The sequence below is a fragment of the Pseudomonas sp. A2 genome (assembly GCF_023100865.1).
Lineage (GTDB): Bacteria > Pseudomonadota > Gammaproteobacteria > Pseudomonadales > Pseudomonadaceae > Aquipseudomonas > Aquipseudomonas asiatica.
This window is the reverse complement of sequence record NZ_CP039127.1, coordinates 3,698,065-3,722,575: the sequence shown is the minus strand read 5'-3', so window position 1 is coordinate 3,722,575 and position 24,511 is coordinate 3,698,065. Positions and strand designations below refer to the sequence as shown.

The window sequence follows — 24,511 nt, the reverse complement described above, 5'->3', positions numbered from 1 at the left end:
GTTCAGTGACGGTGTTCGCGGGTGACCCCGGCGTCGTAATGGCTGACCACCTGCTGCCAGCCGACGGCGATCAGGGCGGCCTGGCCAAGGTCGTCAGGGGGCACGGCGGCGCTGTCGCGGCGCAGCCAGACATCGGCCTGGCCGGTGCTGTCGGCCGGCAGGATCAGCAGCAGGCTGCCGGCCACTTCCGGGGTCTGACTGCGGCCAAGGTAGGCCCCGGGTTCCAGCCACGACCATTGGTGGTTGCCGCGGCCCTGGCTGCCGGCATCGACCACGAACGGCGGCAGGCCTTCCTCGGCCAGGGCCTGCACGCTGGGCGCGGCGGCGTTTTCTTCACGCAGCAGCTGGATTTCGTCGAAGGCCACCCGCAGGTCGGTGTACAGGCCTTGCTCGGCGGCGGTGAGGTTGCGACGGGCGTCGATCTGGTGGCTGGCGATGGCCTGTTCATCCTCGCGTTCGCCGCGCAGCAGCACCACGCTGGTGGCGAGTACCACGATCAGCAGGCTGACCAGCAGCACGTACAGGGTTTCGTGCCCGGCACCGGCCGGGCGAATCACTTGGGCGCGGCTCATGGCTGGGCGATATCGGCGTGGTCGACTTCCACCACGTGCCCGGGGCCGGCATCGAACAGCACGTAGAATTCGCCGTCCGGGCGCTTGAAGGTCAGGGTCGAATCATCACCGAGCTTGCCGCCGACCAGCACCTGTTCGTCGTAGGCGATCACGTCCAGGGTTACCCCGGGGGCACCGCTGCCATCCGAGAAGCCGCCGGTGCACTTGACCTGGCCGCCAGGCAGTTCTTCGCACTCGCACATCGGGTTGTGCGCCAGGGCCGGGCCGGCGGCCAGCACCAGCAAGGGCAGGGCGAGGGTGCGCATCAGGTGTTTCATTTATTGCCTCCTTGTTTCTCGAGCCAGGCCACGGTGGCTGGCGATGCCTTGGCCAGGGGGACCGACGCCTGGTGCATGCTGCCGTCCCAGCCTTCCAGGGTGATCCAGATCTGCGCGTCGGGCTTGGTGCGTGGCGGGATCGGCAACGAGGTGCCCATGTTGTACGGCGCACCGAAGAAAATCGTGCCGGCGGCGCGCAGGCTGCGCGGTTTGCCGATGCGCAGGTAGGCCGCCTTGACGCCGTTGACGCAGGCCTTGCACAGCGATGCATTGAAGACCTTGAAGTGGCCGGCAGGGCCGTCGGCGCGGGGCGCCTCGTCACGCATCTCGGCCAGGTCCAGGGTATAGGGACCGACCTGGATGTCGTTGATCACATTGGCGCCGAGCCCCGCTTCGCCGCGGAACAGCTTGGCGTCGGCGAAGTACTTGGGCATGAAGCCCAGCGGGATAAGGATCAGCAGGATGTTCAGGTGAAAACGCCACTTCAGCCACAGTTGCTTCAGCGGGCTGACGGGCACGGCTTGGGCCTGGCTCATGGGCGGATCTCCGCGGTGGGTTCATGGCGCGCCATGCGCGGTGCGCGCTCGCTGCGCTTGAGGGCGGCGGCGGTGGCCTGGGCGGTGCGTTTGGTCCAGATCAGCAAACCGCTGAACACCATCAGGGTGAGGACCAGGCCGAAGAAGAACCACACCAACTTGATCGGCAGGCCGCCGAAATCGCCGGTGTGCAGCGGGCGCATCGACTCGGTGACGAACTCCAGGGCGGAGCGGTCGCTGATCAGGAACTGACTGTCGACATTACGCGTGTACGGGTTCACCGAGGCGCTCTGGAACATCAGCGGGTACCAGCCTGGTCCGGCCAGGGTGATGTGGCTGTAGGCGGTAGCCGGCAGCGAGATGAAGCTGATCTCCAGCCCCGGGACCGCCAGGCCGGCGATGCGTGCCGCTTCATCCAGGTCGATGCGCGCTGCCGGGCTGCCATTCGGGGTTTGCGGCACGTCCTCACGGGCGATCACCGGCACGATGGGCCGGCTGGAAATGGTGATGTGGTTGTCGGCCAGGATCGCCTGGATCAGGAACCAGGTGCCGGTGATGGAAATGACCGCGATGAACCAGATCGACCAGACCCCGGCCAGGCGGTGCAGGTCGCCCCAGAAAATTCGCGAACCATGGCCGGTGCGCACCGGCTTGAAGAACCCCTTCCAGAACTTCTTGTACACCACCAGGCCGGTGACCAGTGAAGCCAGCATGGGCAGGCCGAGCAGCGACACCAGGTACCAGCCCCAGCTGAAACCGCTGGTGAACGGAACCAGCCACCAGCCGTGCAGGGCGCGGGTGAAGGCTTCGAAGTTGAAGTCCGGGGTCTTGCCCTGGATGGCCCCGGTGTAGGGGTTTACATACAGTGTCGGGCTGGTGCCGTCAGGCAGGGTGACATTGGCCTTGACCGCGAAGTGCGAACCATCGGGCTGGATCAGTCGCTCCACCACCATGTCCGGCTCGGCCTTGTGCAGGGCGTCCAGTACCTGCTGGAAGCTCAGGCGCTCGGCGTCGGCGCCGGGCTTGTTGGCGCGCACGGCGGGGTCGGCCAGCCAGACGATTTCCTGGCTGACCACCGCGAGCATGCCGGTGAAGCAGACGATCAGGACAAAGAACCAGATCGGCAAGGCGAGCCAGCTGTGGACCAGGAACCACAGCCTGGATTTGGATTTTTTCGGTGATTTGGCCATCTGACGGTCTTCTGCAATGGGGAGTCGAGCGTGTGCCCAGCCAAAGAGGGGCTGTATTGATAAGGACGAATGAGAATCGAAAACCTGCCGTTTTAAATGCAAGCAAATGTTTCGGGCAAAGAAACCTGAAAGCTGGCGCGACCGCTGTAGGAGCGGCCTTGTGTCGCGAAAGGGCTGCGCAGCAGCCCCAGGGTTTCAGCGCAGACGCACAAATTGCCGGGGCTGCTTTGCAGCCCTTTCGCGACACAAGGCCGCTCCTACAGGACCTGTACATGCCTGGAGGGCAGTGCTGGTCTTGCAGGGGATCAGGCGCGGGTCAGGGCCACTGCCGGTTGCGGCTTGCCGTGCAGCTGCGCCAGGTCCTGGTACAGCGCGCGGCCAATTTCCGCAGCGCGCGCCGGCAGCACCGAGAGCAGGGTGTCACTCAGGCCGTGGCTGTTTTCGCAGAAGCCCTGCAGGTACACCGTGGCCTGCAGGTCGGGGCTGGTCAGCACGCGGTAGTTGCGGTCGACGTTGAAATCGTCCAGGTAGCCGGCCAGGGGCGCCAGCAGCTCACGGTGCGAGCGGCGCTCGTAACCGGTGGCGAGTATCACCGCGTCGTAGCGGTGGGTCTGCTGCTGGCCGGTGGCGAGGTCGCGCAGTGTCAGCTCCAGGCCTTCGCGGGTGGCCACCACGGCTTCGACCTGGCGCCGGCACAGTACGTTGTGGCGGTACTGGTGGGCGACCTTCTGCCGGTAGAGAATGCCGTAGATGCGTTCTATCAGGTTGAGGTCGACCACCGAATAGTTGGTGTTGTGGTATTCGCCCAGCAGCTTGCTGCGCTGGTCGGCCGGTTCGTTGTAGACCAGGTCGGTGTAGTCCGGCGAGAAGATCTCGTTGACGAACGGGCTGTCATCGGCAGGCTTGAGCGCCGAACCGCGCAGGATCATGTCGACCTTGACCGACGGATAGCTATCGTTGAGGTCGATGAACGCCTCGGCGGCGCTCTGGCCCGAGCCGATCACGGCAATGCGCATCGGCTTGCCGGCAGTGCATGGCAGCTTGTTCAGGCTGCTCAGGTACTGGGAGTGGTGGAATACCCGCGGGTCGTCCTTGAAGGCACCGAACTTTTCCGGGATTTTCGGCGTGCCGCCGCTGCCGACCACCACCGAACGGGTGCGGCGGCTGTATTCGCGGCCTTGGGCGTCGCGCGAGACCAGGCGCAGGTGCTCGACCCGGCCGGCCTGCACGTCCGGCTCGATGCGCAGCACTTCTTCGCCATATACCGCCTGGGTGGCGAAGTGCTCGGCGGCCCAGCGCAGGTAGTCGTTGTACTCGAGGCGGCAGGGGTAGAAGGTGCCGAGGTTGATGAAGTCGGCCAGGCGCTGCTTCTGGTGCAGGTAGTTGACGAAACTGTAGGGGCTGGTGGGGTTGCGCAGCGACACCAGGTCCTTGAGGAACGAGATCTGCAGCTCGCTCTGGGTGGCCAGGGTTTCGCCATGCCAGCGATAGTCCTGCTGCTTGTCGATGAACAGCGCGTCGAGGGCATGGCCGTGGGACTCGGCGAGTTCTTCCAGGGCGATGGCCAGGGCCAGGTTGGAAGGGCCGAAGCCCACGCCGATCAGGTCCTTGATGGTTTCCGGTTTTGCAGACTGGCTCATGGCTGCGGTTCCATAATGGTCGAATGTTGACGCTCGCCGGGAGAGACCGGCGCCTGCGTTTGTACATTGGGTGGAACGAGCCAAACGATGGGGAATTTACTGGCGGCCGATCGGCCACTTGCAGCAGGGGGCTAAAGGCCTGCGCCTGTCGGCCGATAGGCAGAACAACCCAAGGACCATTTGCAACGCAGGGAGAAAGACATGACAGGTATTGCAGCAGTCAGCATCAGCACCACGAGCCAGGCGCTGAGCACAACCCAGGCCGCCGACAGCCAGGATGCGCAAAAGACTGAAGAGAATGGGGTCGGCACTCAGGCCGACACGTCGAAGGTGAACGGTGGTGGCCAGACTCAAGGTGCCCAGAGCAGCAGTGAAAGTTCGGAGCCTGCGCACATCAGGCAATTGCGCGAGATGATCAAGAAGCTGCAGAAGCAATTGGCCGAGGAGCAGAAGCAACTGGCCCAGTTGATGGCGCAGAAGATGGACGAAACCACCAAGCTGGCAGCCGTGGCCGCCAAGCAGGCGAGCATCGCCACCATCAATGGTGAAATCCTGCAGGCCACCGCGCAGTTGCTCGAAGCGTTACAGAAAACGGGTGGCAGCAGCGCGGGCGGGATGGTCAGCACCACGGCCTGACGAACTTGGGGCTGCTGTGCAGCCCATCGCCGGCAAGCCGGCTCCCACATGGACCGCGCAGGGCAGTTGCTCTCGCAGGCCTGGTGCTGTCACTGTGGGAGCTGGCTTGCCGGCGATAGGGCCGGTGCAGGCCCCATCATTCCGGCTTCGGTCATTCGGCCGCCAGGCGCCCCTTGTTCTGCCGCTCTGCCTTGTACTGCATGGCCACCGCCGGCGCCGGCTTGGCAGCACCGGTTTCCAGCCACTGACGCATGCGGCTGGCATCGGCGAAGTGGGTGTACTTGCCAAAGGCGTCGAGGATCACCATGGCCACCGGGCGGTTGTCCATGCGGGTCAGCAGCACCAGGCAGTGCCCGGCTTCATTGGTGAAGCCGGTCTTGGTCAGCTTGATGTCCCAGTTGCTCTTGTTCACCAGGTGGTCGGTGTTGCGGAAGCCCAGGGTGTAGTTGGGCTTGCGGAAGGCCACGGTCTTCTCGCGAGTGGTCGACAGCTCGCTCAGCATCGGGTACTTGCGCGACGCCATCAGCAGCTTGGCCAGGTCACGGGCCGTGGACACGTTCTGCGTCGACAGGCCGGTCGGCTCGACGTAGCGGGTGTGCGCCATGCCCAGGCTGCGGGCCTTGGCGTTCATCGCCTTGATGAACGCCGGGTAGCCGCCAGGGTAATGGTTGGCCAGGGTGTTGGCCGCACGGTTTTCCGATGACATCAGGGTAATCAGCAAGGTTTCGCGGCGGTCGAGCTGGCTGCCTAGGCGCACACGCGAATACACGCCTTTCATTTCCGGGTTGTTGGCAATGGTCATGGTGAGCATCTCATCCATGGGCTGCTTGGCATCCAGCACTACCATCGCCGTCATCAGTTTGGTCACCGAGGCAATCGGCACCACGCGGTCGGCGTGGCTCGAATACAGCTCCTGGTTGGTGTTCAGGTCGATCAGCAGGGCGCTGCCCGAGGCGAGGTGCAGCTTGGATGGGTCACGTTGAACCTGGGCCGGGGGTTGTGCAGCAGCGGTCGACGGAAGGGTCGCAGTACCTGTGAGCAACAGCAGCAGGCTGAGGATGGACAGGGATGTTTTCACGTTGAGGCTCACTAAAAGTTGGTATGTCGTTGGCTGTGCAAGGGTTTTCCCCCAAAAAACCGCTGCATTCTGGAGTATGGCTGATTTGCTGTCGAATGCCTTATGACTAAAGGGCGCAACGTGAACGAAATTTAATCCTGTACCAATTCTGTACCCATCATCACTCTGCCGAAGACAGCAGAACAACCTCGAAGGTCGTCCCTTCCTCTTCAGTCGACTCCACCTCAATTCTGCCACCGTGGTTCGCCACGATCTCCGACGCGATGAACAGGCCAAGGCCGAGCCCCGCTGCGGAGCCCCGCTCTCCGGATGAATAGCTCGAATATCTCCCTTCCGGCTTGAAGATGTAGGGCATCACCTCGGGCGGAATAGGTTCTCCGGAATTCTGGACACTGCCCCGTGGAACACCATTCACCTTGGCCAGCGTGACCTTGATAGGGGCCGTTGCATCGCCATGGCGCAGGGCATTGCCTATCAGGTTGGAGAAAACCTGAGAGATGCGGTCAGGGTCGAATTGGCCCGTGATGTGCGCCTGCTCATCCAGGATGATGCGCGCGAGCGGGAACGCCGTGCGCAGTTCGTCAATGACAGCCTTGCAGATTGGATTCAAATCCATTTTCCGCAAATCCACTGGAATGCCAGTCCCCAGATTGCAGCGGGCCAGATCCAGCAGATCGTTGATCATGACATTTGCCCGATGTGCACTGGCACAAACCTGGGTCGCAAGTAACTTTCCCTTTTCATCCAGACCGGCCTGCCGCTGGATCAGCCCGCCAGCCATGAGTATCGCGCCCAAGGGCGAACGCAAATCATGACCGAGCACGGCTAGCACCATTTTCCGGGTCGCCTCGACTGCCGTTCCGTAGGCAGCGATCGACTCTGCGAGCGCCTGGTCAATCGCTTCATTGAACCGGATCATGTCCTGAACATGATGCGCGTCTGCGAACGACTCCTGGGTAAGCCAGAGTGACAGAACGCTGGCGCGCAATGCCCGGTATTCGGACACCATCTGGTCCATCGAGAACCCAGCTATCAAGCGAGCAACCGCGTGGGTCTGCGCTGCGGTTTCGCTTGAACTCCTGGGGCCTCTGCCTTGTGTCTTCTCGGACTGTTGTTGCCTGCTCTGAGGCGTTCTCATGTCTTTGGCCACGGTGCGGAGCATCTTTTCGGCATGATCGCGCAAGCCGGAGGAGTCCTGCTTCGGCAGCTCTGTTTCAACCGAGCGGGCGTAGTTTTCCCAAGCCTGGAGAATGGGTTCCATACTGCTATCAATGAAATCGAACAGTCTCATGGGGCCTAACCCTGTCTGGAAAAAAGAGACCCGAAAAGCTTAGTTCATCCGGGAATCAGGAAGTTTGGGCGGCAGCCATTCGAGCTGAACGCTAAATGCAGGGCGATCCCGATGCAACCTGTGCTTGGATGCAGGGGCATCGGGATGTCTCGCCGGGTGCCTGGGTTCAGGTATGGATCAGCGAGAGGTCGCTGATGATGCAGATCGAGCCGTCATCGGCGGGCGTCGTGTCGGAGTAGTCCACCTGGTTGTACACCCCGCCGTGGAACTCGAATAGCCGAGAAGCCCAGGTGCTGTCGAACTGCAGATCGCCGGACCAGCCGGTCACTCCATTGCACTTGGCCGTAACGTTGATCACGCCCGCCGAGGTAGCGTGGATGCTCACCTCGAACTTCGCCCCCAGCGGTACCCCCTTGAGCACCGTCGAATTCACAGGATCCGCCTGGTTGTAGGTCCGCCGAAACCCCAGGGTGATGTCGCCCTTTTTCCAGAACACCTTCACGGGCGGGCTGTCGTCCCCGTAGACGTGCATCTGCGCGATGACCACCTTCTGCGCCCAGTTGACCTTGGTCAGTGTCATTTCCTGGCGATTCCAGTGATCCAAGGCGCCGCCCAGGCTCCAGTATTCCGGCTCCGACCACTCGCAGCGGGTCCTGCGGGTGCTTTTGCTCGAAGCGCCTTTGGTGGGGGCAGACAATTGGACCGAACCATCGCTGAGCACTTTCACGTAGTTCGGGTACAGGGCAATCGCTTCGCTGCCGGTGAGTTCGACCGCTACGGTGCTGATCGACGATTCGGCTACCGGAACGGCGATGGTGAGGTTGCTGATATCTACGCTCATGGGGGGAACTCCGGAATGGAAATGTCGGTTGGTGCCGCAGCAGCACGGTGGCGGCTGCTGGAGTGAAATTTAGCCTTGCGCTAAATCATCGTCAATAGCTTATGGCTAAAATTATTTCGCCGGGCGACAAATTACCTGTTGGCGAAAATTTTCCGCAACGGGGCTTTACGCTTGATTTGGCGGTGAGATAAGCTTCCCTTGAATACTGTACGAATATACAGATGTCAGGATAAGAATATGTCTAAGCACATGAAGTCGACGCCCCATCAGCGCCAGGAAATGACCGGAATGGAGCGGCTGAGCTTGCGCGTGTCAGCGATGATCAACCACCCGCTCGCGCAGACGCAGCGCTGGGTGACGGTGCATCGGCTGGATACCGACGGTGATGCCGAGTGGGAGGAGGTGATGGGCCTGCTGGCCGAGACGCCCGAGTTGGAACTGACCTTCAACGACGACGAGAGCGTGACGGTGCGCTGGGAGCGCAGCAGCGTGGAGGAGCGCGACGACTTTATTGTCGAGCAGGACAGCGAGCAGCAGGCCGAGGAGGCGGCACCTTTCTGAAGGTCAGAAAGAGCCTGCGGGGTAACGTAATGCTGCTCACTCCAGTCTGATGTGGCATCGATTGGGGCTGCCTTGCAGCCCTTCGCGGGCAAGCCCGTTCCCACAGAACTGCACATAACTCATTGAATTAGCAGGGGCTCTGTGGGAGCGGCTTTAGCCGCGAACACCGGCGAAGCCGGTGCCATGCACCACGTTGGATTCTTCGCGGCTAAAGCCGCTCCCACAGAGTACGCGTACCGCTTGGCTGTGGGAGCGGGCTTGCCCGCGAAGGGACAGCATTACGCCGGGGTGGTGGGCTTCGCTTTACACAAGGTGCGCATTCCACACCAGCAGCACCCTGGCCTGGATGTAGGTCTCTTCCCGGCGAATCATGCGGTCCTTGTGCCGCGAGTTGTCGGAAATCATCTCGAAATGCTCTTCGTCGGCAATTTGCAGCCGCTTGATGTAGATGTGGTCGCCCCAGGAGAAGAAGTAGATTCCATCGCCGACGAACTCGCGGATGCTGACGTCCACGATCAGCGGGTCGCGGTGCTTGATGGTCGGCTCCATCGACTGGCCCCAACCGGTCACCATCTTCAGGTGGTGGTGCTCGCTGAACTCCACGCCCAGCTCGCGCAGGTGGCTTGGGCTGACGCGAACATCCTTGAACATCTCGGGGTAGTCGTGGGGGATCTGCCCGCCACCCATGGCTGCGCGGACGTCGTAGTGGGCAATCCACACTTCGTCGCCCACCAGGCCTGGCCGAGCAGGTTCAGCGGCCACCAGTGTCGAATCTGCCGGCTCCTCGGCGGCGGCCAGCAGCCTTTGCCGGGTTTCTTCAGGGATGCCTCTGCCGCTTCTGGCAAGCATCTGCTTGACCAGGTCGGCTGCGGAAAGCTTGCTGTCGCCAGCCTCGGCCGGCGACTGCGGCTGGTCGCCCGCTGCCATCGCGTCGAACCACCCCCGCGGCAAGCCTTCGATGCCCTCGATCCTGCGGGCCACGTCATCGCCCAGGTTCTTCGCTGTCTTGTCCGAAAGGATCTGGCTCAGGTGCGCGGGCGCCATCCCCCAGCGCTCCGCGCAGGATCCCTTTCTCTGGCTGCCGATCAGCTTGACCAGGTTGTGCTTGCGAATTTCGTAGATGTCCATGGAGCGAAGCATGCCAGTGTTTAGCTTGCTGCTAAATATGCTCATAGCTAAATTTTCCTTGTCATGAAATTAGCTGTAGGCTAAATTTACCATGCAAGCAAGGAAAGCCACCGAGAAGCTGTTCTCCAAGGCTTACGACATCACCATTGGTAATGAGGTTTTCATGGATCCGACTGACCTCGGCCCAGGCACCATCACCTGGCTGGGCGGAACAGGCACCGTGTTGCTGGGTGCATTCCTCTGGCTGCGCAAGTGGCTGTCCAGGGATGCGGCTGACCGTGCCATGGACAACGCTGATATTGGCGTGGTCCGGCGCCTGAACGAGTTGCTCGATATCGAGCGTGATGCCCGAAGAGAAGCACAGGCCAGGGCCGATCAGTTTGCAAAGGAACGCAATGAACTGGTGATCACTGTAGGGCGCCTGGAAGGCAAGATCGAAGCGCTGACCAGTCGAGGTGGGCATCCACCCCGGCAGGTCACCGTCCAGGGCGAGGGCGTCGCCCGCCTGCGCGGGAAGCAGGGTGAGTGAGGCGGCCCGCAAGACAAATTCTGTTCACGCCCATGCGTATGGGCTTCTTCTGCATGGAGACAACATGGCTCGATTGGATTCTGCCGCTGTCGGCGGTGCGAACGTGCTCGCGTTCCTGGACATGCTGGCCTGGTCCGAAGGTACCTCGACCATCGCTGCCAGCGACGATGGCTACAACGTCCTGGTCGGCGGCCAACTGTTCAATGACTACAGCGGGCACCCGAAGCAGAGGGTGTGGTTGCCCAGCTACGGCATCCACAGTTCTGCGGCTGGGCGGTACCAGATTCTGGCCGGTACCTGGGATGCCATCGTGAGCACCTATGGCTTCAATGGCCGCTTTACCCCTGAGGCCCAGGACCTGGCGGCAATCAAGTTGCTGAGCGAACGCGGTGCCTTGGCGCTGATCAAGGCTGGCCGCATTGCCCAGGCGATCGCCAAGGCCGCGCCTATCTGGGCCAGCTTGCCTGGCGCGGGATACGGTCAGCGTGAGCACCAGTTGGCCGCATTGTTGGCAATGTTCATAGCCTGCGGCGGGGAGGTGCAGGCGTAACGCCCAGGCAAAAAAAGACCCGCCAGGTAAGCGGGCCAGAAGGGCGTAGGGAGCAACGCACAACAAATACGGGTCAGGCGACCAAGGTGCCTGGTTGCAACTGTTCGACCAAGGCCTGGGCCGAGGCGCGGGTCGGCATCGGGCCGCTTACGGCTTCGCCGTTGCGCACCAGGTACCAGCATGCGAGCAGGCCCTGCTCACGCAGCGAAGCGGGGACGGCACTGCCGACGACGGACATGATCTGGATAGTGGCCATGTGGACCTCCTGTAAAACATGGCCCTACCTTACGCAGCAGCCGGGGCGGTTTGAAATTAACTTCCTCGATAGTGGTCATTGGTTCCATCAACATTTACCAGCGCGGCGGGCCGTAATACACCGGTGGCGGGCCGTAGTAGGTGCGGTAGCCTGGGGGCGGTGGTGCTGGCACGTAGTACGGCTGGTAGTACACCGGCGGTGGCGGTGGTTGCACGTACACCGGGGGCGGCCCGTAGTAGACCGGCTGGCGCTCGACGTACACGGTACGGTCACGCCCGCCATAAACCGTCGCCCCGACCACGGCGCCAACCACGGCCGCACCCAGCAGCGGGCCGGGGCCATACCAACCGCCATGGCCATGGCCGCCGTGGGCGACAGCGGGCGCACTGATGGCCAGGGCACCGACCAGCAGGGCGATTCCGGGAATGTGACGGTTCATGAAGAAACCCTCGCAAGGACACCCCAAGTGTGGGGTCCTATTACTATGACTCCACTCTTCGTCAGCTGAGCACGGGGGAACGGTAAAGGTTGTGTAAGGGACGACCAGCGGTTACCTCTGTTACGCTGAACAAACGTTTCAGTTATGACAAAGGAGCAGGTTATGTCGGCAACTCCAAGCAGAGACACCGTGCTGTGCATCTCCCTGGCCGGCCGCCCCGGCACCTTCGGTGTACGGTTCCACAACCACCTTTACCAGCAGCTGGGCCTGGACTTCTACTACAAGGCCATGCGCACCGATGACCTGCCGGCGGCGGTGGCGGGCATTCGCGCTTTGGGTATCCGCGGTTGCGGGGTATCGATGCCGTACAAGGAAGCCTGCATGGCCCTGGTCGACGAGATCGACCCATCGGCTGCGGCCATCGAGTCGGTCAATACCCTGGTCAATACCAATGGCCACCTGAAGGCCTACAACACCGATTACCTGGCCGTGCGCCAATTGCTGGCGCAGCACAAGGTCGACCCGTCCACGGCGTTTGCCCTGCGCGGCAGTGGCGGCATGGCCAAGGCGGTAGCCAGTGCCTTGCGCGATGCCGGGTTCGCCGAAGGCATCATCGTTGCGCGCAACGAGCAGGCGGGGCGGCAGCTGGCGGATGTGTGTGGTTATCGCTGGGTGCCGGAGCTGGGCGACCTGTGCCCACCCATGCTGGTGAACGTGACACCGATCGGCATGGCGGGCGGGCCCGAGGCCGAGGAGCTGGCGTTTTCCGAGAACGCCATCGCCGCGGCGGCGCGGGTGTTCGATGTTGTGGCGATGCCGGAGAGTACTCCGTTGATCCGCCGAGCGCGGGCGTTGGATAAGCCAGTGATCACCGGGCTGGAGGTGATTGCGCTGCAGGCGCTGGAGCAGTTCGTGCTTTACACCGGGGTGCGACCCACCCTGGCGCAGGTGGAGGCGGCGGTGGCGTACGCCCGGGATATCTGATTATTCCTGTGCCGGCCCTTTCGCGTGCTTGCCCGCTCCCACAGGGACCTCACAGGATCTGAAATCTGTGCAGTACCTGTGGGAGCGGGCAAGCCCGCGAAGAGGCCGGAACAGGCATAAACAAGGTCAAAATACCTTGTGCCCCTCATCCAGCTGCTGGTCGACCAGCGCCCGGCCATGGGCCAGCGACACATGCTGTGCGTTCTCGAGGTCGGAGAAGAACTTCATCGGCATCGACATGCGCCTGCTGGTGTGCCCTTCGGGGTCGGTAATCAGGCACCCGGCGGCGTAGGGCAGGGGGGAATCGGGGTGGGGCATCACGCTGGCGGTGATGGTGTGCTTGCGATATTCACAGTGAAGAGATTGCATCGTCCTTACCTCGCTGTGGCATGTGAAGCAGTTACCTTCATATACCACAGCAAAGGGCCGGGAGTTCCCGGCCCGACGAGCGAACAGCGATGAATGCTCAGCCTTTGAGTTCGGTCGGCTGGATGACTTCGACCCAGTAACCGTCCGGGTCCTTGACGAAGGCCAGGTGGTTCATGCGCCCGTCCTGCAGGCGTTTCTGGAACGGTACACCCAGTGCCTCGAAGCGTGCGCAGGCGGCGCGTACGTCCGGTACCGAGACGCAGATGTGGCCAAAGCCGCGCGGGTCGGTGTTGCCGTTGTGGTAGGCGAACTTGGCATCGTTTTCGGTGCCGTGGTTGTGGGTCAGTTCCAGCACGCCCGGAATAGACTTCATCCACTGGTGGCGTTCGTTGTCATCGGCCGGGATCTGCGCCGGGTCGACCAGGGCCAGGAAGTACAGGCTGAAGGCAGCTTCGGGGAAGTCGCGCTTGTCCACCAGGCGGAAGCCCAGCACGCGGGTGTAGAAGTCCAGGGACTTCTCGATGTCCTTGACCCGCAGCATGGTGTGGTTGAAGACGAACTGGGCGGTGGCGGCATCCGGTTGGGCGGTGACGCCAGGCAGGGTTTGCAGATCGTGCAGGCTCATGGGAACTCCTGAGACGGGGCCGGGCGCAGGGCACCGGCAAAACAGACAGGCTGGCCATGATACGGCAGTGTGCCGATTGCGCAAATGAAAGCGCCCTGCACAAGGCAGGGCGCTGGAATTAGAGGCCCGCATGTGCGGGCGCGTGATGGGGTCGCTAGTCCTTTAGCTGTCTCGATACTGAGCCAGCCCTTGTGAAAAAAGTGTGAAGTGCGTGTGGACGTTTCATCAGCGTACCCAGCTTTCTACCGTGGCGGCGCCGTATTGCTCTTTCCAGGCCTTGAGCCCACGGTGGTTGCCGCCTTTGGTCTCGATTCGCTCGCCGGTATGCGGGTTGGTGTAAACCTTCACCACGCGCGCGCGGCGCTGTTGCTTGGGTGCTGCACTGGAAACCCGGGCCACTGCCTTCGGGTCGAGGATGGCGATGATATCGCGCAGGCTCTTGTCGTAGCTTTTCATCAGGCCGACTAGTTTCTGCTCGAATTCGATTTCGCGTTTGAGGCCGGCATCCTTTTTCAACGCTTCCAGTTGCGCCATCTGTTCCTGGAGCGCTTTTTCGGCAGCACGAAACTCTGCAAGTCTGGACACTGTAATCACTCCTGTACGTCGGTCGTGGCAGGGCGTGACGAACATTGAAGAAGAATAAAAACGCCGGCCACGCGGGTGGGTTCCGCTGTTCGCTGATATCGAGTGTAGTCATTCATGGGTACTGGGTAAACTGCAAACTTTTTGTAAGTAAGCAGGGAACTTTCCTAGTTTTGCGTGCGGTATTGTCCGGTTTTTCCGTGGTTGTCTTGTGGCGCGCTTAGACCATGGTCCAATGGCCCGTGCCAGAGCCTTCGCGCGATCATTTCAGATGATGGCCGGCAATTGTTCGGCCCCCTCGCAGTACCGTGGCCAGCACGTGCCACAGGTTGTTTACTCGCCTTGATTCTGGATGTTTTCTCCCATGTTTGCCCCTTTCCCCCTCGCCCCCGGGCGTCGTGTTGCCGGCTTGTTCCTGTTGTGTGCCGGCGTCAATGCCCAGGCCGCCGGTTTTCTTGAAGACAGCAGTGCAAAGGTCGAAGCACGCAATGTCTATTTCAACCGGGATTTTCGTGACGGCCACAGCAGTTCCAGCCAGGGTGCGTCCAAACGCGAAGAATGGGCACAAGGTTTCATCCTCAATGTGCAGTCGGGTTATACCCAGGGCCCGGTAGGTTTTGGCGTGGATGCGCTGGGCATGTTCGGCTTCAAACTTGACTCCAGCCCGGCGGACAGTAACAGCGGCCTGTTGCCGTCTTCCGGTCACGACCCGCGCCACTCGGCCGACCAGTACGCGAAGATGGGCCTGGCGGCCAAGGTCAAGGTTTCCAGTACCGTGCTCAAGTACGGTTCGATGATGCCGGATGTACCGTTGCTCAAGTACAACGATGGCCGCCTGCTGCCGACCATGTTCCATGGCGCCATGCTCACTTCCGAAGAAGTGCGCGACCTGAAGTTCACCCTGGCCCGCCTGGACAAGTACACCGCACGGGATTCCACCGACCGCCAGGACATTCGCGTGCATTGCAAGAACAAGCGCTATGCCTGCGATATCGAGGCTGATCACTTTGACCTGGCTGGTGTCGATTACCGTTTCAACGAACGCTTCAGCGCCCAGTACCAGGTGGCCAAGCTGGAGAACATCTACCGCCAGCACTTCCTCGGCCTGGTCGCCAGCCAGCCATTGGCGGTGGGCAGCCTGTCGGCAGACCTGCGCTTGATCAAGAGTGATGACATCGGCAATGCCCGCGCCGGCGAAATCGACCATCGCGCGTTCAGCGGCATGCTCGGCTACAGCCTGGGTGGCCACAAGCTCAGTGCCGGTTGGCAGCGCATGTATGGCGACAGTGCCATGCCATACCTGGATGGCAGCAACCCGTACCTGGTCAACTATGCCCAGGTCAACGACTTCGCCGCCGCCCAGGAGCGTTCCTGGCAGGTGCGTTATGACTATGACTTCAAGGCCCTGGGCGTGCCTGGCCTGACCTTCTTCACCCGTTACATCAACGGTGACAATATCAAGGTGCCGGGCAGTACGGCCGAAGGCAAAGAGTGGGAACGCGACACCGAGTTCAAGTACCAGGTGCAAAGTGGCACGTTCAAGGACGTAAGCGTGCGCCTGCGTAATTCCACTTACCGCAGCAATTATGAAAAATGGGCGCGTGACATGGACGAGACACGGGTCATCGTCAGCTACAACTTCTCCATCTTCTGACGGGGCGCTTTGCCAAATACCGGCAGCCACCTGACAATGGCTGCTGGTTCCCGCAAAGGGCAGGGCAATGAAAGACCTGTTGTTGATCGGCATCGGCCCGGGTGACCCGCGCCAGGTCACCTACGAGGCGGTCGATGCACTGCGCCAGGCCAGTGTGTTCTTCGTGCTCGACAAAGGCGGCGACAAGGACGAACTGCTGCGCCTGCGCAAGGCCATCCTGCAACGCTACCGGCCCGAGGGCGGCTACCGCCTGGTGCAGGTGGCCGACCCTGCACGCGATGGCCAGGCCGATGACTACCTGCGCGCGGTGCAGGACTGGCACCGGCAGCGTGCGGCGCTGTATGCCCAACTGATCGAACAGGAGATAGGCGAGGGTGAAACCGGCGCCTTTCTGCTGTGGGGCGAGCCGACGCTGTACGACAGCACCCTGCGCATCCTTGGCCTGGTCCGCGAGCGTGGTGTGGCGCTGCGCCTGCAGGTCATTCCGGGCATCAGCAGCGTGCAGGCGTTGGCTGCGCGCCATCAGGTGCCGCTCAACCGCATCGGTGAGCCGTTGACCGTATTGCCAGGGCGGCGCCTGGCTGGGCAGGGGCAGATCGACAATGTGCTGGTGATGCTCGACGGGCAGTGCGCGTTTGCCCGGCTCGATGACCCGGCGTTGATGATCTACTGGGGCGCGTACCTTGGGACTGCTGATGAGGTGCTGATTGCCGGGCCGTTGCAAACGGTGAAGGCACAGATACTGGAGGTGCGTGAGCGGGAGCGGGCGCGCAAGGGGTGGATCATGGATAGCTACCTGTTACGCAGGGAGCTGTAGTCAGCTACAGCCTGTGCCGGCCTCTTCGCGGGCTAGCCCGCTGCCACAGTTATTCCACTGCACTCAAACTTGTGCTGACCCTGTGGGAGCGGACAAGCCCGCGAACCAGGCGACACCGATTTCAAGGGTTACCCAGAATGGCCTGTACCTTGTCGCGCAACTGGTCGATGCTGAACGGCTTGCCGATCAGATGCATGCCCTCCGGTACATTGACGTTCTCGGCATAACCACTGGCGAACAGCACCGGCAACAGCGGCCGCAGGTCGCGCGCCTTGCCGGCCAGCTCTTCGCCACCCATGTCTGGCAACCCCACGTCGGTCAGCATCAGCGCCAACTCCTGGCCCGGGTCCTCGATAATGCGCAGCGCCGCGCCGGCACTGTCCGCCTCGATGACCGTGTAGCCCAGTTCGTCGAGCACTTCGACCATCAGCATGCGTACGATGTCGTCGTCTTCGACTACCAGAAGGTGCATGGTTCGGATCCTGTGCTAATGAATGTCTTTAATCTGTGCTCCAGATGGCAGCAGAAGTTCCCGAGGATACCGGGCACTGCAATCAGATGGAACGTTTGGCGCACGCTGCCTTCAAATACTGGCTAAATGCCCTGCCAGACCCGGCAAAGCTGGTTAGACTCGCTTAACAGGACGGCGCAGTGGCAGATAATGACAAAGACAGATCCGCCACACTTTTCAATGGACTTTTAGCTCGGGCGTTTTCACATGATTCAAGCAGCCTCGATGGACCAGCGAAGCTTCCGCAAGCTGTTGAGCCGCAACGTCGGCCTACCCCTGGGGGTTGGCCTGCTGGGGGCCGTAGCCTTCGTTGCGGTGATCAACTACCTGCTTTCGGCCTTGCAGTGGGTCGAGCACACCGACCGGGTGATCGGCAATGCCAACGAAGCGGTCAAACTGTCGATCGACATGGAAACCGGCATGCGTGGCTTCCTGATCACCGGCGATGAGCGTTTCCTCGACCCCTACGAGGTGGCCAAGCCACGCATTTTCGGCAGCCTGCAGAGCCTGCGCGGCATGGTCGAGGACAACCCGCAACAGGTCGAACGCATCGACCGGCTGATCGCCCTGCAGCAAGCGTGGAACACCTTTGGCAGCGAGATGATCAACTTGCGCCGCAGCCAGGGTGATTACCGCGCCTTGATCGGCAACGGCCGCGGCAAGCGCCTGACCGATGAGATCCGCAAGGAGTTCGACAACCTCATCGGCAGCGAACAACAATTGCGCATGGCGCGCAACGAGCGGGTCAACAGTGTGACCGTCACGGTCATGTCGTCCTTCGTGCTGTTCATCGTCGGCCTCAGCGCCTTGCTGGCCTACCTCGGGCGGCGCGACCTGCTGGCGCTGTCCGCTACCTATGACGAAAACTTCCAGGCCCAGCAGCGCGCCGCCGAGCGCCTGGAGCATCAGGCCTGGCTGCGCAACGGGCAGACGCAACTGTCCGAACAGGTGCTCGGCCAGCTGACCCTGCCCATGCTCGGTGACAACATCCTGCGTTTCTTCGCCAGCTACCTGGGCAGCGTGGTAGGCGCCTTGTACGTGCGTGACGAACATGGCCGCCTGGTGCGTGTTGCCAGCTATGGCCTGGATGCCGAGGAGCAGGCGCGCGAGCAAGTACTGGGTGACCACGAGGGGCTGCTGGCCCAGGCCGTGCGCGAAGCGCGGTTGCTGCGCCTGGACGACTTGCCCGAAGACTATTTCCAACTCAGCTCCGGCCTGGGCCGAGGCCTGCCGCGCAGTGCCATGCTGATGCCCTGCAGTGATGACGGGCAGATCAACGGCGTGCTGGAGCTGGGCTTCCTGCGGCCGTTGCAGGAGCGTGACGAAGAGATGCTGCAGCGGGTCCGTGGCAACGTCGGTATTTCCATCGAAAGCGCCCGTTACCGGCAGCGCCTGCAGGAGGTGCTGGCCGAAACCCAGCAACTGAACGAAGAGCTGCAAGTGCAGCAGGAAGAACTTAAAACCGCCAACGAAGAGCTCGAAGAGCAATCCCGCGTGCTCAAGGAGTCCCAGGCCCACCTGGAAACCCAGCAGGCGGAGCTTGAGCAGACCAACGAGCAGCTGTCGGAGCGCACCGAGGCGCTGGACCGCAAGAACGACGAACTGCTCCAGGCCCAGGACGAGCTGCAGGCGCGCGCCGAGGAACTGCAGCGTTCGAGCAAGTACAAGTCCGAATTCCTCGCCAACATGTCCCACGAGTTGCGCACGCCGCTGAACAGCTCGCTGATCCTGGCCAAGCTGCTGGCGGAAAACGGCGAGGGCAACCTCAGCGACGAGCAGGTCAAGTTCGCCGAATCCATCTATTCGGCCGGCAACGACCTGCTCAACCTGATCAACGACATTCTCGACATCGCCAAGGTGGAAGCAGGCAAGCTCGAAGTGCGCCCCGAAAGCACCCAGTTGGAACGCCTGGTCGAAGGCCTGCGTGGCATGTTCGAGCCGTTGGCCGGGCACAAGGGCCTTGCCTTCGAGGTGACCACCGAGGCGCAGGTGCCGGCCACGCTGTTCACCGACCGCCAGCGCCTGGAGCAGATTCTCAAGAACCTGCTGTCCAACGCCATCAAGTTCACCGAGCGCGGCCAGGTCAGCCTGAACATCGGTTACCAGCCTGGCACCGGCATCGTCTTTGCCGTGCGCGATACCGGCATCGGCATCGCCGCCGACCAGCAGCAGGCGATCTTCGGCGCCTTCCACCAGGTGGATGGCACCAGCAACCGCCGTTATGGCGGCACCGGCCTGGGCCTGTCCATTTCCCGCGACCTGGCGCACCTGCTGGGTGGGCAGATCAGCGTCGACAGCAGCCCCGGCCAGGGCAGTGTATTCAGCCTGATCCTGCCGGAGCGCTATGAGCGCGTGGCGCAGGATATCGAGCCGCTCAGCCTGCGCCCTGCGGTCGATAGCCTGCCACCCGCGCCGCAGGCGCCAGTGGTGGCGGCACCGAAACGCCCGACACCAGTGTTTGCCGATGACCGTGAGCGCGCGCCGTTCGGCAACCGCTGCATCCTGGTGATCGAAGACGAACCGAACTTCGCCCGCATCCTCTTCGACCTGGCCCACGAGCTGGGTTACAGCTGCCTGGTGGCGCAGGGCGCCGACGAGGGCTTCGAACTGGCCGTGCAGTACATCCCCGATGCCATCCTGCTGGACATGCGCCTGCCCGACCATTCCGGCCTGACCGTGCTGCAACGCCTGAAGGAGCAAGCGAGCACCCGGCACATCCCGGTGCATATCATTTCCGTTGAGGACCGCGTCGAGGCCGCCATGCACATGGGTGCCGTCGGCTACGCGGTCAAACCCACCAGCCGTGAACAACTCAAGGAAGTTTTCGCCCGGCTGGAGGCCAAGCTGACCCAGAAGCTCAAGCACATCCTGCTGGTGGAAGACGACGACCTGCAGCGCGAGAGCATTGCCCGCCTGATCGGCGACGACGATGTCGAGATCACCGCCGTGGCCATGGCCCAGGATGCCCTGGCGTTGCTGCGCGAGAACATCTACGACTGCATGATCATCGACCTCAAGCTGCCCGACATGCTCGGCAACGAGCTGCTCAAGCGCATGACCGCCGAAGACATCCGTGCCTTCCCGCCGGTGATCGTGTATACCGGGCGCAACCTGACCCGCGAAGAAGAAGCCGACCTGCTCAAGTATTCGCGCTCGATCATCATCAAGGGCGCCCGCTCGCCGGAGCGCCTGCTCGACGAAGTGACGCTGTTCCTGCACAAGGTCGAGTCGCAGCTGTCCAACGAACGCCAGCGCATGCTCAAGACCGCGCGCAGCCGCGACAAGGTTTTCGAAGGCCGCAAGGTGCTGCTGGTGGACGACGACGTGCGCAACATCTTTGCCCTGACCAGCGCGCTGGAGCACAAGGGCGCGATCGTCGAAATCGGCCGCAACGGCCGCGAGGCCATCGAGCGCCTGGAGCAGCATGACGACATCGACCTGGTGTTGATGGATGTGATGATGCCGGAAATGGACGGCTTCGAGGCTACCCGGCTGATCCGCCAGCAACCACGCTGGCGCAAGCTGCCGATCATTGCCGTGACCGCCAAGGCGATGAAGGATGACCAGCAGCGTTGCCTGCAGGCTGGCGCCAACGATTACCTGGCCAAACCGATCGACCTGGACCGCTTGTTCTCGCTGATCCGTGTGTGGCTGCCGCAACTGGAGCGAATTTGACTAGCGAACGTAACACCGATATCGAAATCCGCTTGCTGATCGAGGCCATCTACCTCAAGTACAGCTACGATTTCCGCAACTATTCCGGCGCGTCGATCAAGCGCCGGATCCTGCATGCGCTGCGCCAGTTCGACTGCCTGACGGTGTCGGCGCTGCAGGAGCGCGTGCTGCACGACCCTGGCATGTTCATGCAGTTGCTGCAGTACCTGACGATCCCGGTCAGCGAGATGTTCCGCGACCCGGGGCACTACCTGGCGCTGCGCAACGAAGTGGTGCCGCTGCTGCGCACCTGGCCGTCGATCAAGGTGTGGATTGCCGGCTGCAGCACGGGCGAGGAGGTGTATTCGATGGCCATCCTGCTACGCGAGGAGGGCCTGCTGGAGCGCACCATCATCTATGCCACCGACATCAACCCGCATTCGCTGGACAAGGCCAAGCAGGGTATCTACTCGATGCAGAGCATGCGCGAGTACGCCGAAAACTATCGCATCGCCGGTGGCCGACGGGACTTTGCCGAGTACTACACGGCAGCCTACGGCAACGCCATCATGGACAGCACCCTGCGGGACAACGTGACTTTCGCCGACCACAGCCTGGCCACCGACAGCGTGTTTTCCGAAACCCAGCTGGTGTCGTGCCGCAACGTGCTCATCTACTTCAACAAGGAACTGCAGGACCGCGCCCTGGGCCTGTTCCACGAGTCCCTGTGCCACCGCGGCTTCCTGGTGCTGGGCAGCAAGGAATCGGTGGATTTCTCCGCCTACAGCGAGCGCTTCGAGCCGCTGGTCAAGCCCGAACGGATCTACCGCAAGTCATGAAAGGCGTACGCGCGATGGTGATCGGCGCCTCGGCCGGCGGCGTTACAGCGCTATTCAGTGTGCTGGGCGCGTTGCCGGCCGGCTTCGCCATTCCGGTGATATGCGTGCTGCACCTGCCGGATGACCGCCACAGCCAGCTGGCCGAGGTGCTGCAACGTCGCCTGCGGCGGCCAGTGTGCGAGGCCTGTGACAAACAGCCGCTGCGCCCCGGGCAGATCTACGTGGCCGGGCCGGGTTATCACCTGTCGGTGGAGCGTGACCTGACCCTGTCGCTGAGCCAGGAGCCGCCGGTGCATTTTTCCCGGCCGGCGATCGACTACCTGTTCATGTCGGCGGCCGATGCCTATGGTGCCGGCCTGCTGGGCATGTTGCTCACCGGGGCCAACGAGGATGGCGCAGAAGGCCTTGCCTATATCAAGCGCAACGGGGGCCGGACCGTGGTCCAGGACCCTTGCGACGCACAGGTGGCGCTGATGCCGGAGGCCGCACTGGCCCTGCACCAGCCCGACCATATTCTTTCTCTGAGTGGCATCGAGCGATTGCTCGCCGCCCTGGAACCCAGCGCATGCTAAGCCACACCATCGCCAAACTGCTGATCGTCGACGACCTGCCAGAAAACCTGCTGGCCCTCGACGCCCTGATTCAGGGCCAAGACCGCGAGGTGCACCAGGCCCAGTCGGCCGAGGCAGCGTTGTCACTGTTGCTCGAGCACGAGTTCGCCCTGGCCATTCTCGACGTGCAGATGCCGGGCATGAACGGTTTCGAGCTGGCCGAGCTGATGCGCGGCACGGAAAAGACCCGCAACATCCCCATCGTGTTCGTCACTGCCGCCGGGCGTGAGATGAACTACGCGTTCAAAGGCTATGAAAGCGGCGCGGTGGACTTTCTGCACAAGCCGCTCGACACCCTGGCGGTGAAGAGCAAGGTGTCGGTGTTCGTCGACCTGTACCGCCAGCGCAAGGTGCTCGACCGCCAATTGCAGGCCCTGGAACGCAGCCGCCAGGAGCAGGAGCTGCTGCTGGCCCAGCTGCAGACGGCGCGGGGTGAACTGGAGCATGCCGTGCGCATGCGCGATGACTTCATGTCGATCGTGTCCCACGAGGTGCGCACCCCGCTCAATGGCCTGATTCTGGAAACCCAGCTGCGCAAGCTGCACCTGGCACGCGGCAACCTTGCCGCCTTCAGCGTCGACAAGCTGCAGGCCATGGTCGAGCGCGACGAGCGGCAGATCAACAGCCTTATCCGCCTGGTTGAAGACATGCTCGATGTATCGCGCATCCGCACCGGCAAACTGTCGCTGCGGCCCAAGGCGTTCGACCTGGGCCTGCTGGTGCGTGGCCTGGTGGAGAACTTTGCCGCCCAGGCCAGCGCACTGGAGACCCATATCGAGTTGCAACGCTGCGAACCGCTGCAGGGTGAGTGGGACGAGTTCCGCATCGAGCAGGTGCTGGCCAACCTGTTGTCCAATGCCTTGCGTTATGGTGAGCGCAAACCGGTGCAGGTGCGGGTGTTCGAGCAGGACGGCCAGGCCTGCGTGCAGGTGCAGGACCATGGCATTGGTATATGCGTGGCCAACCAGCAGCGCATATTCCAGCAGTTCGAGCGGGTCGCCACCCAGCAGGCCAGTGGTGGGTTGGGCCTGGGGCTGTACATATCGGAGCAGATCGTCAAGGCCCATGGCGGGCGCATATTGGTGGAGAGTGAAGAGGGCAAAGGCGCCACCTTCACCTTGCAATTGCCACTGGCAACCTGCGAACAACAAAACGACCAGGCAAGGGCAACCTCTGCGTGAGCCTGGGGTCTGATGGCCAGCTGTAAGTATTTCAAGGCGTTGACATGAGTGAAGATGCACAAGATGTAGTACTGGTGGTCGAGGACGAACCGGCGATTCGCATGATCCTGCGTGACTATCTGGCAGGCGAGGGCTACCACGTGCTGGTGGCCGAGGATGGCGAGCAGGCGTTCGCGATCCTGGCGAGCAAGCCGCACCTCGACCTGATGGTAACGGACTTCCGCTTGCCGGGCGGGATTTCCGGGGTGGACATTGCCGAGCCGGCAGTGAAGTTGCGGCCGGACCTGAAGGTGATCTTCATCAGCGGCTATCCGGCGGAGATTCTCGAGTCCGGCAGCCCGATCACCCGCAAGGCACCGATCCTGGCCAAGCCGTTCGACCTGGATACCTTGCACGAGCAGATCCAGTCGCTCCTGCGCTAGCCTGCACTGGCCCTTTCGCGGGTAAACCCGCTCCCACAGGAACTGTGCAAACCTTGAGACTTGCACAGATCCTGTGGGAGCGGGTTTACCCGCGAAAGGGCCGGAACAGGCTAGCGCAGTGTCCGCTCCAGCCCACCCACCAGCATGCTTTCCATCAACCCCAACCCCTGTTCTTCGGGCAAGGCCTTCAACAACCCTGGCAACTGGTTAAGCAGTGTCGCCACAACATGCGCCGTGGCCATCAAGGCCTCCCCCTGCAACTTCGCCTGCGGTGCGATCAACCTCAGCAACCCCGCCTCATAGCGCTTGCGCAACAAGGCCAGGCGCGCCTGCTGGTCGTCGCTCAGGCAACAGAAGTCGCGCTCCGCCAGGCGAAACTGCATGGGCCGCTCGGCATGCAGCTGCCAGTGCGCGGCAATCAGGCAACTCAGCGCCGACGACCCGCGAGCCATTGCCCGGCGCCCCTGGTCCAGGGTGGCCTGCAATTCCTCGTACAACTCCTCGATCAGGTCGTACAGCAGGTCCTGCTTGCTGGGGAAGTGGTGATACAGCGAGCCTGCGGTAAGCCCCACATGGGCCGCCAGCTCGCGCATGCTGACCTGGCCGAAGCCCTTTTCGGCAAACAGCGCCATGGCCCGGTCACGTCGCTCTTCAAAGTTGGCACAGCGCATCGCGGCATTGACCGGGGGCATGGTGTT

Annotated in this window: 28 protein-coding genes; 12 read left to right on the top strand and 16 right to left on the bottom strand. The window is 62.3% G+C overall.

The features are described from left to right. Window positions 1-2 precede the first annotated feature (2 nt). The 5 genes from E5221_RS17150 to E5221_RS17130 form a co-directional block, all read right to left on the bottom strand. Window positions 3-572, bottom strand: coding sequence for a DUF6162 family protein (locus E5221_RS17150; RefSeq protein WP_247846056.1), 570 nt, complete (start codon window positions 570-572; stop codon window positions 3-5). Continuing rightward, window positions 569-889 carry a hypothetical protein gene (locus E5221_RS17145; protein WP_025338675.1) on the bottom strand — a complete coding sequence of 107 codons (321 nt, stop codon included), beginning with the start codon at window positions 887-889 and terminating at the stop codon, window positions 569-571. The genes E5221_RS17150 and E5221_RS17145 overlap by 4 nt, the downstream gene beginning before the upstream one ends. Continuing rightward, on the bottom strand, window positions 886-1,425 hold the full coding sequence (locus E5221_RS17140; protein WP_025338676.1) for a hypothetical protein: 540 nt from the start codon (window positions 1,423-1,425) through the stop codon (window positions 886-888). The genes E5221_RS17145 and E5221_RS17140 overlap by 4 nt, the downstream gene beginning before the upstream one ends. After that, window positions 1,422-2,615, bottom strand: coding sequence for a PepSY domain-containing protein (locus E5221_RS17135; protein WP_247846055.1), 1,194 nt, complete (start codon window positions 2,613-2,615; stop codon window positions 1,422-1,424). Before E5221_RS17135 ends, E5221_RS17140 begins: the two co-directional genes overlap by 4 nt. Window positions 2,616-2,920: 305 nt before the next feature. Beyond that, window positions 2,921-4,255, bottom strand: coding sequence for a SidA/IucD/PvdA family monooxygenase (locus E5221_RS17130; protein ID WP_061551724.1), 1,335 nt, complete (start codon window positions 4,253-4,255; stop codon window positions 2,921-2,923). Between the two features lie 201 nt (window positions 4,256-4,456). Here E5221_RS17130 and E5221_RS17125 point away from each other — a divergent pair, with 201 nt between their 5' ends. After that, entirely contained in the window at window positions 4,457-4,891 is a 435-nt protein-coding gene (locus E5221_RS17125) for a hypothetical protein (protein WP_039614848.1), read from the top strand. Window positions 4,892-5,042: 151 nt separating this feature from the next. Here E5221_RS17125 and pbpG read toward each other — a convergent pair whose 3' ends face one another. The 3 genes from pbpG to E5221_RS17110 form a co-directional block, all read right to left on the bottom strand. Then, window positions 5,043-5,969 carry a D-alanyl-D-alanine endopeptidase gene (gene pbpG, locus E5221_RS17120; RefSeq protein WP_023662495.1) on the bottom strand — a complete coding sequence of 309 codons (927 nt, stop codon included), beginning with the start codon at window positions 5,967-5,969 and terminating at the stop codon, window positions 5,043-5,045. Window positions 5,970-6,129: 160 nt separating this feature from the next. Further along, on the bottom strand, window positions 6,130-7,260 hold the full coding sequence (locus E5221_RS17115) for a HAMP domain-containing sensor histidine kinase (RefSeq protein ID WP_247846054.1): 1,131 nt from the start codon (window positions 7,258-7,260) through the stop codon (window positions 6,130-6,132). Between the two features lie 166 nt (window positions 7,261-7,426). Continuing rightward, window positions 7,427-8,101 (bottom strand): polysaccharide lyase family 7 protein, encoded by a 675-nt coding sequence (locus E5221_RS17110; RefSeq protein ID WP_247846053.1) that lies wholly within the window; start codon window positions 8,099-8,101, stop codon window positions 7,427-7,429. Window positions 8,102-8,338: 237 nt separating this feature from the next. On the opposite strand from E5221_RS17110, the gene E5221_RS17105 reads away from it, so the two are divergent. Further along, window positions 8,339-8,662 (top strand): DUF1654 domain-containing protein, encoded by a 324-nt coding sequence (locus E5221_RS17105; protein ID WP_061551720.1) that lies wholly within the window; start codon window positions 8,339-8,341, stop codon window positions 8,660-8,662. A gap of 303 nt (window positions 8,663-8,965) precedes the next feature. Here E5221_RS17105 and E5221_RS17100 read toward each other — a convergent pair whose 3' ends face one another. Beyond that, complete coding sequence (locus E5221_RS17100; protein WP_247847750.1) at window positions 8,966-9,790, bottom strand: S24 family peptidase; 825 nt, start codon at window positions 9,788-9,790, stop codon at window positions 8,966-8,968. A 163-nt stretch (window positions 9,791-9,953) separates the two neighbouring features. Between E5221_RS17100 and E5221_RS17095 the strand changes: the two genes are divergently transcribed. Beyond that, window positions 9,954-10,319 carry a hypothetical protein gene (locus E5221_RS17095; protein ID WP_013973123.1) on the top strand — a complete coding sequence of 122 codons (366 nt, stop codon included), beginning with the start codon at window positions 9,954-9,956 and terminating at the stop codon, window positions 10,317-10,319. A 64-nt stretch (window positions 10,320-10,383) separates the two neighbouring features. After that, window positions 10,384-10,869 carry a glycoside hydrolase family 104 protein gene (locus E5221_RS17090; RefSeq protein WP_061551719.1) on the top strand — a complete coding sequence of 162 codons (486 nt, stop codon included), beginning with the start codon at window positions 10,384-10,386 and terminating at the stop codon, window positions 10,867-10,869. 73 nt (window positions 10,870-10,942) lie between these two features. Here E5221_RS17090 and E5221_RS17085 read toward each other — a convergent pair whose 3' ends face one another. Continuing rightward, window positions 10,943-11,125, bottom strand: coding sequence for a hypothetical protein (locus E5221_RS17085; protein WP_014590513.1), 183 nt, complete (start codon window positions 11,123-11,125; stop codon window positions 10,943-10,945). Window positions 11,126-11,219: 94 nt separating this feature from the next. Further along, complete coding sequence (locus tag E5221_RS17080; protein WP_025338687.1) at window positions 11,220-11,564, bottom strand: hypothetical protein; 345 nt, start codon at window positions 11,562-11,564, stop codon at window positions 11,220-11,222. 162 nt (window positions 11,565-11,726) lie between these two features. Here E5221_RS17080 and E5221_RS17075 point away from each other — a divergent pair, with 162 nt between their 5' ends. Then, the gene (locus E5221_RS17075) at window positions 11,727-12,548 is read left to right on the top strand and encodes a shikimate 5-dehydrogenase (RefSeq protein WP_061304033.1); all 822 of its coding nucleotides are present in this window, start codon (window positions 11,727-11,729) and stop codon (window positions 12,546-12,548) included. 126 nt (window positions 12,549-12,674) lie between these two features. Here E5221_RS17075 and E5221_RS17070 read toward each other — a convergent pair whose 3' ends face one another. The 3 genes from E5221_RS17070 to E5221_RS17060 all read right to left on the bottom strand — a co-directional run bounded on the left by E5221_RS17070 (window position 12,675) and on the right by E5221_RS17060 (window position 14,127). After that, a complete protein-coding gene (locus tag E5221_RS17070; protein ID WP_023660829.1) occupies window positions 12,675-12,917 on the bottom strand; it encodes a hypothetical protein in 243 nt (80 codons plus the stop codon). A 97-nt stretch (window positions 12,918-13,014) separates the two neighbouring features. After that, a complete protein-coding gene (gloA, locus tag E5221_RS17065; protein ID WP_247846051.1) occupies window positions 13,015-13,542 on the bottom strand; it encodes a lactoylglutathione lyase in 528 nt (175 codons plus the stop codon). Window positions 13,543-13,767: 225 nt separating this feature from the next. Continuing rightward, window positions 13,768-14,127 (bottom strand): histone-like nucleoid-structuring protein, MvaT/MvaU family, encoded by a 360-nt coding sequence (locus E5221_RS17060; protein WP_015270810.1) that lies wholly within the window; start codon window positions 14,125-14,127, stop codon window positions 13,768-13,770. A gap of 361 nt (window positions 14,128-14,488) precedes the next feature. Between E5221_RS17060 and E5221_RS17055 the strand changes: the two genes are divergently transcribed. Continuing rightward, a complete protein-coding gene (locus E5221_RS17055) occupies window positions 14,489-15,778 on the top strand; it encodes an OprD family porin (RefSeq protein WP_039613930.1) in 1,290 nt (429 codons plus the stop codon). Between the two features lie 67 nt (window positions 15,779-15,845). Continuing rightward, complete coding sequence (gene cobF / locus E5221_RS17050) at window positions 15,846-16,595, top strand: precorrin-6A synthase (deacetylating) (protein WP_247846050.1); 750 nt, start codon at window positions 15,846-15,848, stop codon at window positions 16,593-16,595. A gap of 121 nt (window positions 16,596-16,716) precedes the next feature. On the opposite strand, the gene E5221_RS17045 is transcribed toward cobF, so the two are convergent. Further along, window positions 16,717-17,067, bottom strand: coding sequence for a response regulator (locus E5221_RS17045; RefSeq protein ID WP_039613928.1), 351 nt, complete (start codon window positions 17,065-17,067; stop codon window positions 16,717-16,719). A gap of 246 nt (window positions 17,068-17,313) precedes the next feature. Here E5221_RS17045 and E5221_RS17040 point away from each other — a divergent pair, with 246 nt between their 5' ends. The 5 genes from E5221_RS17040 to E5221_RS17020 are packed head-to-tail and all read left to right on the top strand — an operon-like array spanning window position 17,314 to window position 23,813. After that, on the top strand, window positions 17,314-20,781 hold the full coding sequence (locus E5221_RS17040; protein WP_247846049.1) for a response regulator: 3,468 nt from the start codon (window positions 17,314-17,316) through the stop codon (window positions 20,779-20,781). Further along, entirely contained in the window at window positions 20,778-21,599 is an 822-nt protein-coding gene (locus E5221_RS17035) for a protein-glutamate O-methyltransferase CheR (RefSeq protein WP_003259474.1), read from the top strand. Before E5221_RS17040 ends, E5221_RS17035 begins: the two co-directional genes overlap by 4 nt. Continuing rightward, complete coding sequence (locus E5221_RS17030; RefSeq protein WP_013973112.1) at window positions 21,596-22,171, top strand: chemotaxis protein CheB; 576 nt, start codon at window positions 21,596-21,598, stop codon at window positions 22,169-22,171. The genes E5221_RS17035 and E5221_RS17030 overlap by 4 nt, the downstream gene beginning before the upstream one ends. Next, on the top strand, window positions 22,165-23,391 hold the full coding sequence (locus E5221_RS17025) for a hybrid sensor histidine kinase/response regulator (RefSeq protein WP_247846048.1): 1,227 nt from the start codon (window positions 22,165-22,167) through the stop codon (window positions 23,389-23,391). The genes E5221_RS17030 and E5221_RS17025 overlap by 7 nt, the downstream gene beginning before the upstream one ends. A 44-nt stretch (window positions 23,392-23,435) precedes the next feature. Continuing rightward, a complete protein-coding gene (locus tag E5221_RS17020; RefSeq protein WP_003256176.1) occupies window positions 23,436-23,813 on the top strand; it encodes a response regulator in 378 nt (125 codons plus the stop codon). A gap of 110 nt (window positions 23,814-23,923) precedes the next feature. Here E5221_RS17020 and E5221_RS17015 read toward each other — a convergent pair whose 3' ends face one another. Next, window positions 23,924-24,505, bottom strand: coding sequence for a TetR/AcrR family transcriptional regulator (locus E5221_RS17015; RefSeq protein WP_061551712.1), 582 nt, complete (start codon window positions 24,503-24,505; stop codon window positions 23,924-23,926). Window positions 24,506-24,511 lie beyond the last annotated feature (6 nt).

What these genes read in the sequence shown, in the direction of transcription:
- E5221_RS17150 (WP_247846056.1), bottom strand. Translation starts at nt 572, where the DNA reads ATGAGCCGCGCCCAAGTGATTCGCCCGGCCGGTGCCGGGCACGAAACC.
- E5221_RS17145 (WP_025338675.1), bottom strand. Translation starts at nt 889, where the DNA reads ATGAAACACCTGATGCGCACCCTCGCCCTGCCCTTGCTGGTGCTGGCC.
- E5221_RS17140 (WP_025338676.1), bottom strand. Translation starts at nt 1,425, where the DNA reads ATGAGCCAGGCCCAAGCCGTGCCCGTCAGCCCGCTGAAGCAACTGTGG.
- E5221_RS17135 (WP_247846055.1), bottom strand. Translation starts at nt 2,615, where the DNA reads ATGGCCAAATCACCGAAAAAATCCAAATCCAGGCTGTGGTTCCTGGTC.
- E5221_RS17130 (WP_061551724.1), bottom strand. Translation starts at nt 4,255, where the DNA reads ATGAGCCAGTCTGCAAAACCGGAAACCATCAAGGACCTGATCGGCGTG.
- E5221_RS17125 (WP_039614848.1), top strand. Translation starts at nt 4,457, where the DNA reads ATGACAGGTATTGCAGCAGTCAGCATCAGCACCACGAGCCAGGCGCTG.
- E5221_RS17115 (WP_247846054.1), bottom strand. Translation starts at nt 7,260, where the DNA reads ATGAGACTGTTCGATTTCATTGATAGCAGTATGGAACCCATTCTCCAG.
- E5221_RS17110 (WP_247846053.1), bottom strand. Translation starts at nt 8,101, where the DNA reads ATGAGCGTAGATATCAGCAACCTCACCATCGCCGTTCCGGTAGCCGAA.
- E5221_RS17105 (WP_061551720.1), top strand. Translation starts at nt 8,339, where the DNA reads ATGTCTAAGCACATGAAGTCGACGCCCCATCAGCGCCAGGAAATGACC.
- E5221_RS17100 (WP_247847750.1), bottom strand. Translation starts at nt 9,790, where the DNA reads ATGGACATCTACGAAATTCGCAAGCACAACCTGGTCAAGCTGATCGGC.
- E5221_RS17095 (WP_013973123.1), top strand. Translation starts at nt 9,954, where the DNA reads ATGGATCCGACTGACCTCGGCCCAGGCACCATCACCTGGCTGGGCGGA.
- E5221_RS17090 (WP_061551719.1), top strand. Translation starts at nt 10,384, where the DNA reads ATGGCTCGATTGGATTCTGCCGCTGTCGGCGGTGCGAACGTGCTCGCG.
- E5221_RS17085 (WP_014590513.1), bottom strand. Translation starts at nt 11,125, where the DNA reads ATGGCCACTATCCAGATCATGTCCGTCGTCGGCAGTGCCGTCCCCGCT.
- E5221_RS17080 (WP_025338687.1), bottom strand. Translation starts at nt 11,564, where the DNA reads ATGAACCGTCACATTCCCGGAATCGCCCTGCTGGTCGGTGCCCTGGCC.
- E5221_RS17075 (WP_061304033.1), top strand. Translation starts at nt 11,727, where the DNA reads ATGTCGGCAACTCCAAGCAGAGACACCGTGCTGTGCATCTCCCTGGCC.
- E5221_RS17070 (WP_023660829.1), bottom strand. Translation starts at nt 12,917, where the DNA reads ATGCAATCTCTTCACTGTGAATATCGCAAGCACACCATCACCGCCAGC.
- gloA (WP_247846051.1), bottom strand. Translation starts at nt 13,542, where the DNA reads ATGAGCCTGCACGATCTGCAAACCCTGCCTGGCGTCACCGCCCAACCG.
- E5221_RS17055 (WP_039613930.1), top strand. Translation starts at nt 14,489, where the DNA reads ATGTTTGCCCCTTTCCCCCTCGCCCCCGGGCGTCGTGTTGCCGGCTTG.
- cobF (WP_247846050.1), top strand. Translation starts at nt 15,846, where the DNA reads ATGAAAGACCTGTTGTTGATCGGCATCGGCCCGGGTGACCCGCGCCAG.
- E5221_RS17045 (WP_039613928.1), bottom strand. Translation starts at nt 17,067, where the DNA reads ATGCACCTTCTGGTAGTCGAAGACGACGACATCGTACGCATGCTGATG.
- E5221_RS17040 (WP_247846049.1), top strand. Translation starts at nt 17,314, where the DNA reads ATGATTCAAGCAGCCTCGATGGACCAGCGAAGCTTCCGCAAGCTGTTG.
- E5221_RS17030 (WP_013973112.1), top strand. Translation starts at nt 21,596, where the DNA reads ATGAAAGGCGTACGCGCGATGGTGATCGGCGCCTCGGCCGGCGGCGTT.
- E5221_RS17025 (WP_247846048.1), top strand. Translation starts at nt 22,165, where the DNA reads ATGCTAAGCCACACCATCGCCAAACTGCTGATCGTCGACGACCTGCCA.
- E5221_RS17020 (WP_003256176.1), top strand. Translation starts at nt 23,436, where the DNA reads ATGAGTGAAGATGCACAAGATGTAGTACTGGTGGTCGAGGACGAACCG.
- E5221_RS17015 (WP_061551712.1), bottom strand. Translation starts at nt 24,505, where the DNA reads ATGCCCCCGGTCAATGCCGCGATGCGCTGTGCCAACTTTGAAGAGCGA.